This is a genomic window from Mycobacterium sp. NGS68 (assembly GCF_059812195.1).
In genome coordinates this window covers 15,381-34,002 of the sequence record NZ_JCALCE010000025.1, presented here as the reverse complement: position 1 = coordinate 34,002, position 18,622 = coordinate 15,381, and the positions used below count along the sequence as shown (strand labels likewise).

General features: G+C 69.2%; 9 protein-coding genes. 3 read left to right on the top strand and 6 right to left on the bottom strand.

Annotated features, from left to right (window positions below; all coding sequences use genetic code 11):
* Positions 1-40 precede the first annotated feature (40 nt).
* The 3 genes from AC5Y5V_RS23165 to AC5Y5V_RS23155 all read left to right on the top strand — a co-directional run bounded on the left by AC5Y5V_RS23165 (position 41) and on the right by AC5Y5V_RS23155 (position 4,720).
* Positions 41-1,789, top strand: coding sequence for an AMP-binding protein (locus AC5Y5V_RS23165; RefSeq protein ID WP_499940259.1), 1,749 nt, complete (start codon positions 41-43; stop codon positions 1,787-1,789).
* A gap of 80 nt (positions 1,790-1,869) precedes the next feature.
* Positions 1,870-4,431: an MMPL family transporter gene (locus AC5Y5V_RS23160; protein WP_499940258.1), complete on the top strand. Its 2,562-nt coding sequence runs from the start codon at positions 1,870-1,872 to the stop codon at positions 4,429-4,431.
* Positions 4,432-4,435: 4 nt separating this feature from the next.
* The gene (locus tag AC5Y5V_RS23155) at positions 4,436-4,720 is read left to right on the top strand and encodes a hypothetical protein (RefSeq protein WP_499940257.1); all 285 of its coding nucleotides are present in this window, start codon (positions 4,436-4,438) and stop codon (positions 4,718-4,720) included.
* Positions 4,721-4,836: 116 nt separating this feature from the next.
* Here AC5Y5V_RS23155 and AC5Y5V_RS23150 read toward each other — a convergent pair whose 3' ends face one another.
* The 6 genes from AC5Y5V_RS23150 to AC5Y5V_RS23125 form a co-directional block, all read right to left on the bottom strand.
* A complete protein-coding gene (locus AC5Y5V_RS23150; protein ID WP_499940256.1) occupies positions 4,837-5,532 on the bottom strand; it encodes an LppX_LprAFG lipoprotein in 696 nt (231 codons plus the stop codon).
* Between the two features lie 64 nt (positions 5,533-5,596).
* Positions 5,597-11,908, bottom strand: a complete 6,312-nt coding sequence (locus tag AC5Y5V_RS23145; RefSeq protein ID WP_499940255.1) for a type I polyketide synthase — start codon at positions 11,906-11,908, stop codon at positions 5,597-5,599.
* 16 nt (positions 11,909-11,924) lie between these two features.
* Positions 11,925-13,997 (bottom strand): p-hydroxybenzoic acid--AMP ligase FadD22, encoded by a 2,073-nt coding sequence (locus AC5Y5V_RS23140; RefSeq protein WP_499940254.1) that lies wholly within the window; start codon positions 13,995-13,997, stop codon positions 11,925-11,927.
* A gap of 69 nt (positions 13,998-14,066) precedes the next feature.
* Positions 14,067-14,699, bottom strand: a complete 633-nt coding sequence (locus AC5Y5V_RS23135; RefSeq protein WP_499940253.1) for a chorismate--pyruvate lyase family protein — start codon at positions 14,697-14,699, stop codon at positions 14,067-14,069.
* An 82-nt stretch (positions 14,700-14,781) separates the two neighbouring features.
* Positions 14,782-16,590: an AMP-binding protein gene (locus AC5Y5V_RS23130; RefSeq protein WP_499940283.1), complete on the bottom strand. Its 1,809-nt coding sequence runs from the start codon at positions 16,588-16,590 to the stop codon at positions 14,782-14,784.
* 635 nt (positions 16,591-17,225) lie between these two features.
* Entirely contained in the window at positions 17,226-18,491 is a 1,266-nt protein-coding gene (locus tag AC5Y5V_RS23125) for a glycosyltransferase (RefSeq protein WP_499940252.1), read from the bottom strand.
* Positions 18,492-18,622 lie beyond the last annotated feature (131 nt).

The window sequence follows — 18,622 nt, the reverse complement described above, 5'->3', positions numbered from 1 at the left end:
GCGGGGACAACCCTCGAATGAGGCCGGTAACGTGATGCCCATGAATGTGCGTTCCCTCCCCTCCGTGCTGCGCGCGACGGCCCGTCTGCAGCCCAACGACACGGTGTTCACGTTTCTCGATTTCGAGCAGGACTGGGCCGCCGGGGTCGCACTGGAGGTGAGCTGGCTGCAGCTGTACCGACGCACACTCAACGTTGCGCGCGAGCTGAGTTCCGTCGGTTCACCGGGTGACCGCGTGGTGATACTGGCCCCGCAGGGCCTGGAGTACATCTACGCGTTCATGGGCGCGCTGCAGGCCGGCTTTGTCGCCGTTCCCCTCGCGGTTCCGCAGGGCGGCGCCGCGGACGAACGTGTGACCTCGGTGCTGCGCGACGCCACACCGGTCGCCGTCCTCACCACTTCGGCGGTGATAAGCGATGTCGTGCAACACGTTACGGCGCAGCCCGGCGGATCCGCCCCCGCCATCATCGAGCTGGATCGACTGGAGCTCGACGCCCCGACCGGATCCGGTGGCGGTGGCGCCGAGAACCATCCGCCCCTGGCGTATCTGCAATACACGTCGGGCTCCACCCGCACGCCGGCCGGCGTCATGCTCACGCATCAGAACCTCAAGACCAACGTCGAACAGCTGATGGGCGGCTTCTTCGCGGATGCGGAAGGCATTGCGCCACATGACCTTACGATCGTGTCGTGGTTGCCGTTCTATCACGACATGGGATTGGTGCAGGGGGTATGCGCGCCAATCCTGCTGGGAATTCCGGCGGTACTCACCAGCCCCATGTCCTTCCTGCAGCGCCCGGCCCGGTGGATCGAGATGCTGGCCCGCAACACCAGCGCATTCAGCGCGGCACCCAACTTCGCGTTCGACCTGGCGACCCGCAAAGTGTCCGACGACGACATGGCCGGGCTGGATCTCGGCCGGGTACACACCATCCTCAGCGGCAGCGAGCGGGTGCAGCCCGCGACGATCAAGCGGTTCGCCGACCGCTACGCCCGGTTCAACCTGGCGGACAAGGCCATTCGGCCCGCGTACGGGCTCGCCGAGGCGGTCGTGTACGTGTCCAACAGCGAGCCGACCCAGCCCCCCGAGCTCATCGAATTCGACTCCGAGAAGCTGGCCGACGGCCGCGCCGAGAAGTGCGCGCCCGGCGCCGGCACACCGCTGGTCAGCTACCTGCTGCCGCACTCACCCATAGTGCGGATCGTCGATGCCGACACCCGCACGCAATGCCCGGACGGCACGGTCGGTGAAATCTGGGTGCACGGCGGAAACGTCGCCACCGGCTATTGGCAGCGGCCCGAGGAGAGCGAGCGCACGTTCGGCGCGACGATCGCCAACCCGTCGGAGGGCACACCCGAAGGTCCTTGGCTGCGAACGGGAGACTCCGGTTTCGCCGCCGACGGCAAGATGTTCATCATCGGCCGGATCAAGGATCTGCTGATTGTCTACGGGCGCAACCATTCCCCCGACGACATCGAGGCGACCATCCAGGAGATCACCCGAAGCCGTTGCGCGGCAATATCGGTCCCTGACGATCGGAGCACCGAGAAACTGGTCGCCATCATCGAACTGAAGAAGCCGGGCGAGACGGACGAGGAGGCGCGCGAGCGGCTCGGCGCCATCAAGCGGGAAGTCACCTCGGCGCTGTCGAATTCGCACGGGCTGAGCGTCGCCGACCTGGTGCTGGTGGCGCCCGGTTCGATCCCGACCACCACCAGCGGCAAGGTCAGGCGGCGGGCATGCGTCGAGCAGTACCGGCAGGATCAGTTCGCCCGCCTGGACGTCTAGCCTGACCCCGCCCTAGCAGAATTTGGTACATCCGTTTGAAAACGTCTTCCCCGGACGCTCCGATCAGTACGATCGCGAGTGTGCCCGCCGACGATAACCCTAGGTCATCGCGGCTTGTCACCGTCCTGATCGCCATCGCCTGGATTGCGGTGGCGGTGATCGCGAACCTGATCTTCGCGCTGGCGCCGGCGAAACCGACCGGCTCGGCGCTGCTGCCGACGCAGCACGCCCAGCCGAGTGCCGGCCGGACCGCCAAGGCATTCCCGGGCACCGGCACCAATGCCGTCGCCTACCTGGTGCTGGAGGGCCGCGGCGCGTTGGGGTCGGACGAACAGCAGTACTACGACACCGCCGTGACCGCCCTGCGCGCCGACACCAAGCACGTGGGGTCCGTCCTGGACTGGTGGTCGGATCCGCTGACGGCGCCGATGGGAACCGGCCGCGAGGGCCGGTCCGCAACCGCGCTGGTGTGGCTGGTGGGCGAGGCCGGGTCCACGCAGGCGCGTGACTCGCTGGAAGCCGCCCGGGCGGTGGTGCGCAAGCTGCCGCCGGAGGCCGGCGTCAGCGTCCGCATCACGGTGCCGGCGACCACCAACGAGCAACCCCTGCACCTGAGCGCCTGGCAAGGGGCGGCCATCGCGGCCACCGTCGCGGCCATGGCTGCCCTGCTACTGCTGCGGGCACGGCGATCGGGGAAGGCCGTCGGGATCATGCTGCTGACGGCCGGGCTCTCCGTCGCGGTGGCGTGGCCGCTGACCGGACTGGTCGTCGGACACCTCGGCGCGACCGCGTTCACGGTGTTCGCCGCAACGCTGGCCGCTGTCCTGACGATCGGCATGATCACCGCATCGACCGTGCTGCTCGGCCGGTCCCGCCACCCGCTGACCGCGCTGGCGCTGCCCGGGACGTGTACCGCGCTGCTCACCGGCCCGCTGCTGCTCGCGCGGACCCCCGCGCTGCACGGCGTGGGCACGGCCGTGCTGGGTGTCGTTGTGGCACTTGCGGCTTCGTTGACACTGTTGCCCGCGCTCGGCAGGGGCCTGCCCGCCGTGCCGGGCCCCGACACCGCCGGGCCGTCGTCGCGACCGGGATTGTCGCGCCCGGGCCTGTCCAAGCCCGTCGTCGTCACCGCAGTGGTGCTCGCGCTCTGCGCGCTGCCCGTCGTCGGGATGCGCTGGGGACTCGCCGAGAACCCGCCGGTCACGAAGGCCGCGCAGGTCTACCCGGGTAATCCGCTGCCCGACGTGGTGCTCGTGGAGTCCGACCACGACCTTCGGGATCCGGGCGGGCTGATCGCCATCGACCAGGTCAGCCGCCGCCTGATGGAGCTTCCGGGAGTCCGCAAGGTGCAGTCGGCGGCATGGCCGGGCGGGGTTCCGTGGAGCGACAATTCGCTGACCGCCGCGATGGGCCGGCTCAGCGATCAGCTGGACCGCGGGGCCGGGTCGTTCGTGCCGCAGGTGAATGCGATCAAGTCGCTGGGGCAGATCGTCGACCAGATGAACGGCGCGGTCAACCAGCTGGACAAGAGTATGAGCGTCGCGCTGGCGGGGGCGAACGAGATCCAGCAGAACATGGACGCCCTGCTCTCCCCGGTGCGGCAGATCAGAAGCGTGACGGGCGACGTGTCGCGCTACATGGAGCCGGTGCGCGGCTGGATGGGCAGCGTCGAAAACTGTCCCGCCGATGTGGTGTGTTCCTCCATCGGCAAGGTCATGACGCAGGTCGACCGGGTAGTGGCCGAGGTGACGACGCTGACCAACAGCGCGGACCGCATCGGCGCCGTCACGCATCGGACCATCGGCGCATTCGACTCCGCGCCACGCGTGATGGCCGACATGAAGTCGGCGCTGGCCAAGCTGTCGACCTTTGTGCCCAACCTGGAAACCACCATCCAGAACACGCTCCCGCAGATCGTGCAGGTGTCGACGTTCCTGAAAAGCGTCGCCACCGACTTCGCCAACACCGGCGAGGGCGGCTTCTACATGTCCCGGAAGTCGATCGCCGACCCCACCTACCAGCACGTCCGGCAGACGATGTTCTCGCCCGACGGGACGACGACGCGGCTGTTCGTCTACTCCGACGGGAACACCCTGAACCTGGGCTCCGCGGCGCGCCCGCAGGAACTTACGGCCGCCGCGGGCAGGGCAATGAAGTACGGCAGCCTGGTCGACAGCAAGATCACCGTCGCCGGCGCCGCGCAGGTGGCCTCCACCGTCCGCGGCGCCGACGCCCACGACGCCGTGTTGCTGGCCGTCATGCTGCTCGCGGTGGTGGGCCTGATCGCCCTGTGGCGCGGCGCGGCCGGCGGCGTCGTGGTCGGCCTGACGCTGTTGGCGTCGTATCTGGCCGCGCTGGGCATCTCGAGCGCGCTGTGGCAGGGGCTGCTCGGGCACGAGCTGCAGGCCGCGGTACCGCTGGTGTCGTTCGCGGTCCTCGCAGCCTGCGGCGTGCCGTATCTGATCGACAGGACACTGGCGCCGCTCGCGGTGCTCGGGGCAGTCTTCGGTGCGGGGCTGCTACTGGTTTCGGGGGTTTCGGTCAGCGCCGCCAGTCAGCTCGGCACGGTGCTGGTGATGGGGTCCCTGGTGCTGGCCTCAGTCGCGCGCGTGTGGCTGCCGGCTGCGCCGCAGCGGTCTTGAAAACGTGGACAACGAGCTTGACGCCGAGATGCGCCTTCACATGGCGGACCCGTTCCCGGACTCCGTCGAGAAGGGCGAGGACTACGGCGAGGTCGACGCGGTCCTGATCGGCCCCGACATCTGGGGCTGGGCCCTGACGGCACGCGACTCCACGTTGTCTGACGTGCACAGGGCACGGTTGCTGCACAAGTCGCAGGAGTTGAGTCGATCGATCGATGCGTTCCCGCCGGACGCGCAGCCGTACTACCTCCGCATCCTTCGCATCGCGGAACTCGCGCTCGAACGATGACGCCGAACGTGTTCTGAGGGTTGATATTTGGCGATTATTTCACCCTCAAGGCACGGTGGCGCAGCGGATTGAAGTCGATTGCCGGAGTTCGGCAAAACCCGTGTGTCAGACAGGCGCTAGTCGACGGTGACGGGCTCGTTCCACTTGGACATCGTGACCTGAACGGTCCCGCCGCCGAGGTCCACAGTCGCCCGCACCAGCCGGTGCGAGCCGTCGTTGGCGATCCAGATCGTCGCCGGCCGCGGGCTGCGTGCGCCCGGGTCCAGCTGCTTGACGCTGTCCGTCGGCAGGATCCCGGAGATCTTGTTCGTGTTGATGCCGTCGATGACCTCGGTGCCCTGCGCCTGCAGCTTGGTGACGCCGTCCAGCAACTTCGTCACACCGTTGATGGGGTCGATCAGGCGGGTGGCGGACAGGTCGGTGACGTTGCCCAGGTTGGTCCAGTCGTCAAACAGCTTCACCGAGATGTTGTCGTCCTTGACGCGGAACGGGACGCCCGACTGGCCCTGGTAGGTGCAGTCGCCCTTGGCGGCCAGCGGCTTGGCCCGCATGTCGACGTTGGCGCCGGTGATGCCGAGCATGCTGTCGACCTGGCCGGTCGTCGCCATGTTCAGGTGCACGCTGTTCAGGGCCTTCGTCGCGTCCAGCGACTGCCTGATGTCGGTCTTCAGTGGCGAGTCCGGCTCGGACGTGGCCGGGCTGTTCCCGCTGGATTCTGGTGGCGCAGAAGAGCATCCGGTCAGCCACAGCGCCAGGCACACACCCAGCAGCACCAGGACGGCGGTGCGCACCGTCGACTTACGATCATTCATTAATTCCCACCTCGATGATGTGCGTCGCGCATCTGCCCGACGTTAGCCGCTGAGAGAAAGCCGCTCAGGAGAGGACGGCCACCTTCTCCTCCTCGGGTTCGGCGGCCGGCGCCTTTCCGTTAGTGGACTCGGCTTGCTTGCCGCCCGGCAGCTGCTGGGCCACGTAGCCGGCGACGGCCGCGGCCGTCGGGTGATCGAAGATCAGCGTCGGCGGCAAGGTCAGCCCGGTGGCCGTCTTCAGGCGGTTGCGCAGTTCGACGGCGGTCAGCGAATCGAAGCCCAGGTCGCCGAATTCGGCCTCGGCGTCGATGTCCTCGGGTGACGGCCGCCCCAGCACCGCCGCGGCCTGCGTGCACACCAGGCCCACCAGCAGCTCGCGCTGCTCGTCCGGGCTCAGCCCCGACAACCGTTGGGCCAGCGCCGACTTCGACTGCGCGGCATCGCCGGCGTCCTCAATCTGGCGTCGGCGCGGACGGCGCGCCAGCCCGGCGAACAACGGCGGCAACCCGCCGCTGCGGGCCAGGTTGTCGATCGCGCCCCGGTCCAGGAGGGTCGCCACCATCAGCGGATGATCGATCGTCAGCGCGGCGTCGAGCAGGTCCAGCGCCTGCGCGGGGTTCATCGGGGCGAGCCCGCTGCGGCTCATCCGGGCCAGGTCGCGGCTGCTCAGATGCGCGGTCATGCCACCCGGCTGCTCCCACATGCCCCACGCCAGCGAGATCCCGGCCAGCCCCGCGGCCTGCCGGTAAGCGGCGAGGCCGTCCAGGAACGAGTTCGCCGCCGAGTAGTTACCCTGCCCCGGCGAGCCCACCGTGGCCGCGATCGAGGAGCACAGCGCGAACATCGCCAGGTCCAGGTCGCGGGTGGCCTCGTGCAGGTTCCACGCCGCGTCCACCTTGGCCCGCAGCACCGTGTCGACGCGCTCCGGCGTCAACGACATGATGATCGTGTCGTCGAGCACGCCGGCGGCATGGATCACGCCGCGCACCGGCGGAAACTCCTGCGCCAGTTGGGCAAACAGCCCGCGCACGGCGTCGCGGTCGGCCACGTCGCAGGCCACCACCTGCACCCGGGCGCCGGACTGCGTCAGCTCGGCGGCCAGTTCGGCGGCGCCCTCGGCGCGGTCACCGCGGCGGCTGGCCAGCACCAGATTGCGCACCCCGTACGCGTCGACCATGTGCCGGGCCAGCACGGCGCCGACCGCCCCGGTGGCGCCGGTGATCAACACCGTGCCGTCGGAAAGCCCGTCGGACAGCGCCGACGGCAGGGTCAGGATCACCTTGCCGATGTGGCGGGCCTGGCTGATGAACCGGAACGCCGCCGTCGCGCAGCGCACGTCCCAGGTGGTCACCGGCAGCCGGTGCAGCACGCCGGTGTCGAACAGCTCCTTCACCTCGCACAGCATCTCGTGCATGCGCACGGGTCCGGCCTCGGACAGGTCGAACGCCCGGTACCACACGCCCGGGTAGTTGGCGGCGATCTTCTGCGCGTCGCGGATGTCGGTCTTGCCCATCTCGAGGAAGCGGCCGCCGCGTACCAGCAAACGCAGCGAGGCGTCCACGAAGTCGCCGGCCAGCGAGTCGAGCACCACGTCGACGCCGCGGCCATCGGTGACCGCCAGGAACTTCGACTCGAAGTCCAGCGTCCGGGAGTCGCCGATGTGGTCGTCGTCAAATCCCATGGCACGCAGGGTGTCCCACTTGCCGCGGCTAGCGGTGACGAAGATTTCGACGCCCCAGTGCCGGGCCAGCTGCACCGCGGCCATGCCCACCCCGCCGGTGCCGGCGTGGATCAGCACCGATTCGCCGGCCTTGATCTGCGCCAGGTCCCGCAACCCGAACAGCGCGGTCAAGAACACCACCGGCACGGCCGCGGCCTGGGCGAACGACCAACCCTGCGGCATCGGGGCGATCAGCTGCTCGGGCACCACGGCCAGCGGCCCCGCCCCGCCGAGGAATCCCATCACCTTGTCGCCGACGGCCACGCCGGTCACCTCGGGACCGGTCTCGATCACCACACCGGCGCCTTCCGCGCCGAGCGGCGGGGCCTCGCCCGGATACATGCCCAACGCCGCGACGACGTCGCGGAAGTTGACCCCGACGGCGGCCACGGACACCCGCACCTCGCCCGCCTGCAGCGGCGCCGTTGCCTCCGGGCACGGCGCCAACACCAGGTCCTCCAGCGTGCCGCCACCGCCGGCGACCAGGCGCCAGGCCGACTCGCCGGCCGGCACCGCCAGCAGCGGCGCGGCCGGTGCCAGCCGCGCGGAATGCACGGTGCCGCCGCGCACCACCAGCTGGGTCTCCTCGGCGGTGGCCAGCGCCGCCACGTCCACCGCCGCGTCGGCGTCGACCAACACGATGCGGCCCGGGTTTTCGGCCTGCGCCGAGCGCACCAGACCCCACACCGCCGCGGCGGCCAGGTCGGAAACGCCCTCGCCGGGCAGCGCGACGGCGCCGTGGGTCAGCACCACCAACGTGCCCGACGAGTCACCGCCGAGCCAGCTCTGCAACACGTCCAGCGCGGCATGCGTGGCCGCATAGACCAACTCGACCGTGTCTTCCCCTTCTTGGCCGGCCTGGCCCGCCCGGCCGTACTCCCAGACCACCACGTCGCCCTCTTTGCCGGCGCTGTGGTCCGCCCAGCTCACCGCACTGGACTCGGCGTTATCGTCACCACTCTTCTGCCCCAACGATATTGGCGACCAGGCCACCTCCAGCGGACCCTGCTCGGGGGTGCCGCCGGCCGCCGCGACCGCGGCGCGCAGCTGCTCGGCGCTCATCGCCCGGGTGACCAGTGCACCCACCGTCAGCACCGGCAGTCCGGAGGCGTCGGCGACGTCGATCGCGATCGCGTCCGCGCCCGCCGACGTCAGGCGGGCCCGCACCCGGCCCGCGCCGCCGGCATGCAGCGATACCCCGCGCCAGCAGAACGGCAGCTTGGTCTCGCCGGTGTCGATCGCCAGGCCCAGGGCGTGCAGCACGGAGTCCAGCACCGCCGGGTGCATGCCGAGCCCGTCGACGGCGACGCCGGTGGGGGCGACGACCTCGGCGAACAGCTCAGACTCGCGCCGCCAAATCCCCACCAACCCCCGAAACGCCGGGCCGTACGCGTAGCCGCGCTCGGCCAGTTGCGCATAGCCCTCGGAGATGTCGACGCTTTCAGCGCCCTCCGGCGGCCACACCGACAGGTCCGCCGGCGGGGCTTGCGGCGCTTCCTGCCCGAGCGTGCCCTCGGCGTTCAGCAGCCATCCCCCGTCGGACGCCTCGGAGCTCAAGGCCCGCGAATACACCGACACCGTCCGGCGTCCCTCGTCCGCGGGCGGACCCACCACGACCTGCACCTGCACGCCGATGCCCGGGTGCAGCACCAGCGGTGCGGCCAGCACCAGTTCCTCGATGACCGCGCACCCGGCCTCGTCGGCGGCGCGGATAACCAGCTCCACGAAGCCCGCGCCGGGGAACAGCACGACACCGCCGATGGCGTGATCGACCAGCCACGGCTGGTCCGCCAGCGACAGCCGGCCCGTCAGCACCACCCCGTCGGAATCCGGCCGCTCGACGACCGCGCCCAGCAGCGCGTGCTCCGTCGCGTTCAGACCCAGGCCGGCCGCATCGGCGGACCCGTTCTCACCCGGGTTCTCCCAGAACCGCCGACGCTGAAAGGCATACGTGGGCAAGCTAACCCGTCGTCCACCCGAACCGGCGAACACCGCCGGCCACTCCACCGGCACGCCGGTGGCGAACAGCTGACCGAACCCGCTGAGCACCGCCGCGACCTCGGGGCGGTCCTTGCCCAGCGTCGACACCACGACCGCCTCTTCAGGGGCCAGCGACTGCTCGATGGAGCTCGTCAACCCGCTGCCTGGACCGACCTCGACGAAGTGGGTCGCCCCGAGCGTCTGCAACTGTCGCGCGCTGTCGGCGAACCGCACCGCGCGTCGAATGTGCTCCACCCAATACCGCGGCGAGCCGTAATCGCCCGCGCCGCTTACCAATTCGCCGGTGACGTTCGACACCAACCCGATCTGCGGCGCCCGCGCCTCGATCCCGGCGGCGATCCCGGCGAACTCCTCGAGCATCGGCTCCATCAACGGCGAGTGGAACGCATGCGAGACGGCCAGGCGGTGTACGCGCCGGCCCTGTGCGGCGAACTTGTCCGCGATCGCGGCGACCGCGTCCTGCGCGCCCGAGATCGTTAGGGACTTGGGCGCATTGATCGCGGCAATCCCGACGCCCTCCGTCAGCGCCGGCAGCACCTCGTCCTCCGAGGCGGCCACCGCGAACATCGCGCCGCCCGCGGGCAGCGCCTGCATCAACCGGCCGCGCGCGACCACCAACGCGGCCGCGTCGGCCAGCGTCAGCACGCCGGCCACGTGGGCCGCCGACAGCTCGCCGACCGAGTGGCCCATCACGAAGTCCGGCTGCAGGCCCCACTGCCGCAGCACCGCGAACAACGCCACCTCGATCGCGAACAGCGCCGGCTGGGCAAACTCGGTGCTGTCCAGCAGCTCGGCGTCGTCTCCCCAAACCACCTGGCGCAGCGGCACTCGCAGATGCCGGTCCAGCTCGTCGGCCACCGCGTCGAACGCCTCGGCAAACACGGGCAACGTGTCGTGCAGCTCGCGGCCCATCCCGATGCGCTGCGAGCCCTGACCGGGGAACACTACGGCGACCTTGCCCACCGTGCCCACCTGACCGACCACGGCGCCCGCGCCCGGGTCGCCGTCGGCCAGCCCGGCCAGTCCGGTCAGCAGTGCCTGCCGGTCGGCGCCGACGACCACCGCCCGGTGCTCGAACACCGACCGGCCCGCCAGCGAAAAGCCGACGTCGACGGGATTCAGCTCGGGGGCGGCCTCGACGTGGGCCAGCAGGCGACCGGCCTGCCCGGCCAGCGCCTCGGCCGTCTTCGCCGAGATCACCCACGGCACCACCGGCAAACCCGCCGCCGCCGGGGCCTGCGCCGTCGAGTCTTGCAAGGGGGCTTCTTCCAAGATCACGTGCGCGTTGGTGCCGCTGATCCCGAACGAGGACACCCCGGCCCGGCGCGGACGCCCCGGCTCCGGCCAGTCCCGGCTCTCGGTCAGCACGGACACCGCGCCGCTTTCCCAGTCCACCCGCGGCGTCGGCTCGTCGACGTGCAGCGACGCCGGCATCCGGCCGTGCCGCATCGCCTCGATCACCTTGATCACGCCGGCGACACCGGCGGCGGCCTGGGTGTGGCCCATGTTCGACTTGATCGAACCCACGAACAGCGGCCGCTCCGACGGCCGGCCCTGGCCGTAGGTGGCCAGCAGCGCCGCCGCCTCGATCGGGTCGCCCAGCGTGGTGGCCGTCCCGTGCGCCTCGACCACGTCCACGTCCGCCGACGTCAGGCCGGCATTGGCCAGCGCCGACCGGATCACCCGCTGCTGGGCCTGCCCGTTGGGCGCGGTCAGCCCGTTGGACGCGCCGTCCTGGTTGATCGCGCTGCCGCGCACCACCGCCAGCACCGTGTGCCCCAACCGCTGCGCATCCGACAGCCGCTCGAGCACCACCACGCCGGCGCCCTCGCCCCAGCCGGTCCCGTCGGCGGCGCCGGCAAACGCCTTGCAGCGTCCGTCGGCGGCGAGGCCGCGCTGCCGGCTGAACCCGACGAAGATCGACGGCAAGCCCATCACCGTCACCCCGCCGGCCAGCGCCAGATCGCACTCGCCGGACCGCAACGCCCCCATCGCCCAGTGGATCGCCACCAACGACGAGGAGCACGCCGTGTCCACCGAGACGGCCGGACCTTCCAGTCCCAACACGTAGGACACCCGTCCCGAGGCCACGCTAATCGACGTGCCGGTCAGGCCATAGCCCTGCAGCCCGCCGGTGTCTCGGTTGCCGTAGCTGGCCGCGAAGATTCCGGTGAACACCCCGGTGGCCGATCCGCGCAACGAGAGCGGGTCAATTCCCGCGTGCTCCAACGCTTCCCAGGAAACCTCCAGCATCAGCCGCTGCTGCGGGTCCATCGCCAGCACCTCGCTGGGAGCGATGCCGAAGAACCCCGCGTCGAAGCCGGTCGCGTCGTCCAGGAAGCCGCCGGACCGCGTGTAGGTTTTGCCCTCCGCGTCGGGATCCGGGTCGTACAGCCCGTCGACGTCCCAGCCGCGGTCCGTCGGGAAGTCGGTCACCAGGTCGCGGCCCTCGGAGACGACCTCCCACAACTCCTCGGCGGAGCCCACGCCGCCGGGGAAGCGGCAGCCGATCCCCACGATGGCCACCGGTTCGGCCGCGCGCTGTTCGTATTCCCGCAGCCGCGCGCGGGCCTCGTCGAGCTCTACAGCAACCTTTTTCAGGTAGCGGAACAGCTTCTCGCGCTCTTCGTCGGCGCCCTCAACGCTCACGGTCATAGCCAGGTGCTCCTCTTCATGACTCACCAAATTCAGAATCGATCAGCCGGAAAATCTCGTCGGGGGTCGAGGCCGCCTGCAGCCGGTTGCTCAGACCGTCCTCGTTGTCGGTGATGGTGCCGAGCAGGGCACGCAGGCGTTCGACCACGCGCTGCCGCTCGGTGGGCCCGGCGGCCAGCGCCAGGTCCTCGACACGCATGAGCTCCTCGTCGAGCGTCGGCTGGCGCCGGCCCGCCCCGGACAGTTCGGCCTCCAGGAACTGCGCCAGCCCGGAGATCGAGCCGAAGTCCCAGCCGATCGTCTCGGGCAGCCGCAGGCCGGTCAGCGCCGCCAACCGGTTGCACAGCGTGACGGTCATCTGCGAGTCGAACCCCAGCTCCGAGAAGGCGAGGTCGCGGTTGACCGCCTTGGGGTCGGGCTCCCCCAGCATCTGCGCGGCCTCGGCGCACACAGCGTCCGACACCAGCCGGTGGCGTTCCTGCTGCAGGATGGCCAGCCGCTCCTTGAGCGTCACCGAGCCGTTGGTATCGGGCGCGGCGTCGGCCGGCCGTTCGGCGGGCTGCGGCGTGGCATCGGAAAGTGGTTCAGTCAACGGAAGTTCCCAAATCGGTGTCGTCGGACTCTCCATGCGAAGCGTGCCGCGCAACAGTTTCCCGTTCGCGGTGCGGGGTAGCCGCTCGACGACCGCGAAGCGGTGCGGCACCTTGAATGCGGACAGCCGGCTCAGCAGTCGCCGGTGAATGCCGTGCAGCGCCGAATCGCCGATGCGCGCCCCACCCGCCGGAACCATGAACGCCTGCAGCGTCGATGCGCCGGTGGACTCCCGCACCCCGACGACGGCGGCCTCGGCCACCACGCCGTCCTCGATGATGACGCGCTCGATTTCGCGTGGATTCACGTTGACCCCGCCGACGATTTCGGTGTCATCCGCGCGGCATCGGTAGGTGACCCAACCCTCGTCGTCGACGCACACCCGGTCCCGCGTGTCGAGCCAGCCCTCGCGTCCCGGCGGAGGGTCCGGCCAGTTCCAGTAGCCCGCCGCGATCGACGAGCCGCGGACCCACAGGTCGCCCTCCGTCCCGGGTTCGGCCGACGTGCCGTCGGGTGCCACGACGCGTATCTCGTAGGGCGGCAGCACCTTTCCCAGCGTTCCCACCCGCCATTCGTCGACGCTGTTCGAGACGAACGTCTGCCCGACCTCGGTGGACCCGATGCCGTCGAGGATGGGGATACCGCCGAAGAACTCCATAATCCGTTCGGCGAGACCGATTTCCAGGGCTTCACCGGCCGATACCAGGCAGCGCAGCGAACGGAACGAATCGGGAGAACAGGTGTCGACGACCCGGGCGAAGAAATTCGGGACGCCGTAGAGCACCGACGGCTCGAACTTGGCGCTCAGTGTGGCGGCGACCTCCGGACTGACCGGCGCCGGGTTGAGGACCGCGGCACCGCCGGTCGCCAGCGGAAACCACACGGTGTTGCCCAGCCCGTAGGCGAAATACATGCGCGCACTGCACAAGCCGACGTCGGCGGAGGTCAGGCGTAACGCGTTGCCGCACATCGCCTCGACGTACGTCAGCGGGTCGCCGTGCCGGTGGATCGCCGCCTTCGGCGGACCCGTGGTGCCCGACGTGTACGTGGCGTAGGCGAAATCGCTGCCGCTCAACGGTTCGTAGTCGCCGGGTTCGGTGTGCCCGGCTTCGGCGAAGAGTTCGGCGGCCTCGACCACCCCGGACGGCGCAAATCGCTCGCGCAGCGAACCCGACGTGACGACGAGCGCCGGCTCGGTGTCGCGCTCCTGAAAGGCGTGGTCGTCGCGGTGCAGGTCGGGGTTCGCCAGAAACGCCATGATGCCGCGACCGAGGCACGCCAGCAGAAGCTGCACCAGCTCCGGCGAATCCGGCAGACACAGCAGGACGCGATCGCCCTTGGCCAGGCCGCGGTTGCTCAACACCCGTCCCAGGCGCGCGGCGCCGTCGTGAATTTGGCCGTGTGTCACCGGGTCTGGCGCATAGTATGCGGGCCGGTCGGTCCAGCCCGCATCCGATGCCCGCTCAGCGAGTAGCCCCGCAAGATTCTCGTTCCCCATGATTAAACGACCGCTACGCGCGGGATCCTCGGGGACTGGAATGTGTCCTGGACTGTATCGTCGCCATGGTTAAGGAGTGCTGGGGATTCGATCACGAAAAACAAATCGATCTCCGCTCCTTCGGTCGAGTTCCTTGGCACGCCTGCGACGCTCGAGCTCGTCGCTGGGCGCGTCTTCGAATACGTTGCGAAGGAAGTACTCGGTGATGATCATGACGGGCATGCCGCCGGCGATGTTGCGGTACCGGCGGGCGATAATTCCCTTACGCGACTTGTGATATCCGTCCAGCTCCAGCCAATCCGGTGACCCACCCGACCAGACCCTGGCCTCCTCCTTGAAGATCTCGATGCGGCTCGCGGCCATGATCTCGCCGATGGGGCGATCGGTCTCCAGCAACGTCGTCGTGATTGCCGGCGGCAACAGGTCGACGGCGACCAACGATTCCGCGGCGATGTAGGGGATTCCCGAGTTCTTGCCTTTGAGCAGGATGTCGCGCCGCAGCACCCGGCCGATCGACAAGTGCTTCAGCTCGGCAATTTTGGACGTGTCCTCGTGAATCTGCTGCTTGACGACCTCGACGACGATCTCCTCGTTGGCGAGCACGCTGAGGATGCGGGTGAGGGTGCCATTGGTCGCGACGAGGATTCGTAGGTCCCGATTCAGCTTCCCGATTCGTTCCACCGACAACACGCTCTCAGTCATGACCCAACCCCCAGGCTGAAGCAGGCGGCGGGAGGATCGACCACCCCGCGTCGGCGCCGGCTTCGCTGATAGACCCCCGCCGTCATGCCGGAACATCCAAACGGGTGAATTCCTTTGCCAGGTAGCGCTCGACACAGCTGGAGCGCCGGACCTTGCCGCTGGTGGTGACCGGGATCGAGCCCGGCGCCACCATCACGACGTCCGAGACACGTACCCGGTGCGACGTGGATATCGCCGCGGTGACTTCACGTTTGATGCTGCGGAAGTTTTCGGTCACCTCTTCGTCGGTGCGGCCCCGCCGGGTCAGCTCGACGATGACGACGAGCTGCTCGGTGCGCTCGTCGGGCACCGAGATCGCCACCACCCGTCCTGCGGTGATCTCCTGGATCGTCGCCTCGATGTCGTCCGGGTAGTGGTTGGAGCCGTCCACGACCAGCAGATCCTTGATGCGGCCCGTGATGTACAGCTCGTCTTCGAAGATGACACCGAGGTCGCCGGTGCGCAGCCACGGCCCCACCGACGTGCCGGGTGACGGGTCGACGAGCATCCCGCCGAACGTCCGCTCGGTGCTTTCGGGGTTGCGCCAATAGCCGTGCGCGACGTTGTCGCCCTGCACCCAGATCTCGCCGACGGTTCCCGCCGGCGCCTCCGTCCGGGCCTCCGGGTCGACGATGCGCAGCGTCGATGCCCGCGGCGAGCCGTAGCTGACCAGCACGGCGCCCTCGGCCGCGTCGTCCTCGCAGCGCTTGGCCCGCCCGGCCGACAGGTGCTGGTAGTCGAATCGGACGCTCTTGGGCGCCCGACCCGGCCCGGCGGTGGCCACGTAGACCATCGCCTCGGCGAGGCCGTAGGACGGCCGGACCGCCGTCTCGTCGAGGTTGTACGGGGCGAAGCGGTCGCAGAAGCGCCGCAGCGTCGCGGGGTTCACCCGTTCGGCGCCGCTGGCGAGCGCCCGCACGTGGCCGAGATCGAGCCCTTCCATGTCGGCGTCCGACGTCCGGCGCACCGCCAATTCGAAACCGAAGTTCGGCGCGCTGGAAATCTGCCCGCGGTGCTTGCCCATCAATTGCATCCACCGGGCGGGCCGCTGCAGAAAAGCCATCGGGCTCATCAACACCGCGGTGTCCTGATTGATCATCGGGAGCAGGATGCCCAGCACCAACCCCATGTCGTGGTAGAACGGCAGCCACGACACCGGGGTGGTCGGAATCTTCTCGGTTTCCCCGAGGTAGTCCGACATCAGCTGGATGGTGTTGGTGATGACGTTCTTGTGTGACACCACCACGCCGGCCGGCGAGCGCGTCGATCCCGACGTGTACTGCAGGTATGCGGTGCTGGAATGCGGGTATGTGGTCGCGCCGGCCGCACGCGGTGAATCCAGGTCCAGCGTGTCCACCGCCACGATCTCCGGCTCCGGCTGCCGCGTGCCGGCGCACGCGTGCGGCGCGTATTCGCTGACCGCGTTGAGGGCTGACGAAGTGGTGAGAATGGCGCTCGGCGAGCAGTCGCGCAATGCGGCGGAAATGCGCTCGTCGTGAATCCCGAACGCAGGCACCGGAAGCGGAACCGCGATGAGACCGGCCTGCAGGACGCCCAGAAAAGAAATGACGTATTCAAGCCCCTGGGGGGCCAGTATCGCGACGCGGTCACCGTTCGCGGCGGTGATCCTGAGTTCGTCCGCGATGATCATCGCCCGCCGGTAGACCTGCCACCACGTGAGCGTTTCGGTGAAGCCCTTGGGATCCACGTCGAAGTCGACAAACCGGTACGCCGCGCGGTTGGGGAACGACGTGGCCGACTTGTGCAGCAGGTCGGTGAGCGACGACTCGCTGACCGCGAATCGTGCCGCGATGCCGTTCGATGATTGCGCCGCTTGTCCATCCCCACCCATGGCCGGTGCCGGTGGCGCGCCCACCTCACCTCCAGGCTGAACTGACAACGCGTTTGATTGCATGAATACCCTTCACTGTTGACGGGTTGTAGAGTACGGGCGTTTGGCGTCCGTGTCAGAGGAATAACAAACAGCGTTGGGGCAGACCGCATCTTGCTCGCACAACGGGCTTGTGGACGGCCGTCAACTGTGCTCGACCTCACCCCCGTCGCGCAACTTTACGGCGGCGTAAAGGACATTCGCCACGACCCCGACGGCCTGCCGAAAGGCTTCCGAAAGCGTGTTGTGCGGCCGCTCAGCATGGGGACCGGCCGCCACACACCCGCTGCTCGGCGACAAAAGTCCTGGTCAGCCCGTTCTGCCCGAATCGGGTAACACGAGGACCGCATCCGTGCGACAATGCGACCGTAGTTCGCAATACCTCGATCGGCCGTCCGGTTGGATCTGCGCTCGCGTGCGGTTGTCCCGCACGCATCGCGACAAAACCGTTGCGGTGGAAAGCAATGCGGCTTTCTCAGCCTTTTCCGGGGCTACTTAAACGCGCGCCGAGCCCAAACCGCCATGCGCGCAGGGGATCTGCCTGTACGTGCGGCCATCCGGTTGCGAAATTGGGCGCCCCGGAGCCGATTTGAGGACTATCCGCTGGATTCGCCGACGGCTTGGAGCAGCCCGTCGGCGCTTTCCTCGTCGGAGGCCAGGCCGAGCGCGCTCGCCACATGCTGCGGGAATTGCGCGTAGCCGCGCTCGAAGGCCGCCGCGAGCCGCTGTGCGGCCTGGCGGTATCCGGGCTGACCGATCGCGCGCTGCACGGCCGCCGCCACCGCGCGGCTCTTGATCCGCTCGGTGCGCAGCAGGATGCCCGCGCCGGCCCGTTCGATGGCCTCCATGTTCATGTGCTGGTCCAGGTTGGTGGCCAGCCCGATCACCGGCACCCCGGCCACCAGGCCCTGCTGCGTCGTCATGCTGCCGCCGTTGCAGATCACCACCGCCGAGCGGGCTGCCGCCGCGACGCCCGGCAGGTAGTCGGCCACGAAGGCGTTTGGTGGGATGTTGGTCAGGTCGCTGCGGTCCGCGGTGGCCGCGATCACCGTCACCGGCAGGTCTGCCAGCGCGTCCAGCACCACTTGCAGCAGGCTGCGGCCGCCCGAGGTGCCCAGCGTGGCGTAGACGATCGGCTTGTCGGTCGGCAACGCATCCCACCACGGCGGCAGGTCGACGGCGGGTGACCACAGCACCGGGCCGAGGTACTGGTGGTTCGGCGGCCGGTCATACGTCGGGACCTGCTCCGGCGCGTCGGCGTAGAGCGTGTAGTCCCCGTCGGTGAACATGCGGCAGATGTTCGAGCCCAGGCTCGGCAATCCGTGCAGGCGGCGGACCCGGTTGAGCGGCAGGCAGTACAGGGCGAAGATCAGCGGACGGTACACGCGGAACCCGATGCCGGTCAGCTTCACGCCGAAATACCGCGTCCACAGCACGTCGGGCACCGGAAAGCGGCGCCGCGCATACGGGCTCCAGTAGGCGTTGGCGATCGCGATGCAGGGGATGCCGGCCAGCCGCGCGCTGACGGACAACGACCAGCGGTCGTCGCCGACGACCAGGTCCGGCGCGACCTCGGCCAGCACCCGGCGGTCGTCCTCGACGTACTCCTGCAGCATCTTGGTGTTGTAGAACGGCCGGCCCTGCGCCAGCTTGGCGTCCAGCTCGTCGGTGGGGATGGTCCGGATCGGGTGGTGCGGAAACGGCATCGGGCCCAGCAGCCGGTTGTAGCGCGGGTCGCAGGCGAAGTGCACCTCGTAGCGGCTCGGGTCCAACGACTGCGCCAGCACGAAGGGCCGCGCAACGTGGGCCAGGCTCACCGCTTCGGCGATGAACAGAATCCGTATCCTGCGGGACGGGTGCACGCGTCGAATCCTGCATCAAAAGCGTCGCGCCCATACTCGTTTTGAGCGGGCCGGTCGACGGAAAAGCCCGAAACGCCGTGACGGCGTCGCCGGGGGTCTACGCTCATCGCCGGAAGTACTGGCTGGTAGAT

Bases quoted from the DNA above. Each gene is read 5' to 3' on its own strand.
- AC5Y5V_RS23165 (WP_499940259.1), top strand. From the start codon at position 41: ATGAATGTGCGTTCCCTCCCCTCCGTGCTGCGCGCGACGGCCCGTCTG.
- AC5Y5V_RS23150 (WP_499940256.1), bottom strand. From the start codon at position 5,532: ATGAATGATCGTAAGTCGACGGTGCGCACCGCCGTCCTGGTGCTGCTG.
- AC5Y5V_RS23145 (WP_499940255.1), bottom strand. From the start codon at position 11,908: ATGACCGTGAGCGTTGAGGGCGCCGACGAAGAGCGCGAGAAGCTGTTC.
- AC5Y5V_RS23140 (WP_499940254.1), bottom strand. From the start codon at position 13,997: ATGGGGAACGAGAATCTTGCGGGGCTACTCGCTGAGCGGGCATCGGAT.
- AC5Y5V_RS23135 (WP_499940253.1), bottom strand. From the start codon at position 14,699: ATGACTGAGAGCGTGTTGTCGGTGGAACGAATCGGGAAGCTGAATCGG.
- AC5Y5V_RS23130 (WP_499940283.1), bottom strand. From the start codon at position 16,590: ATGGGTGGGGATGGACAAGCGGCGCAATCATCGAACGGCATCGCGGCA.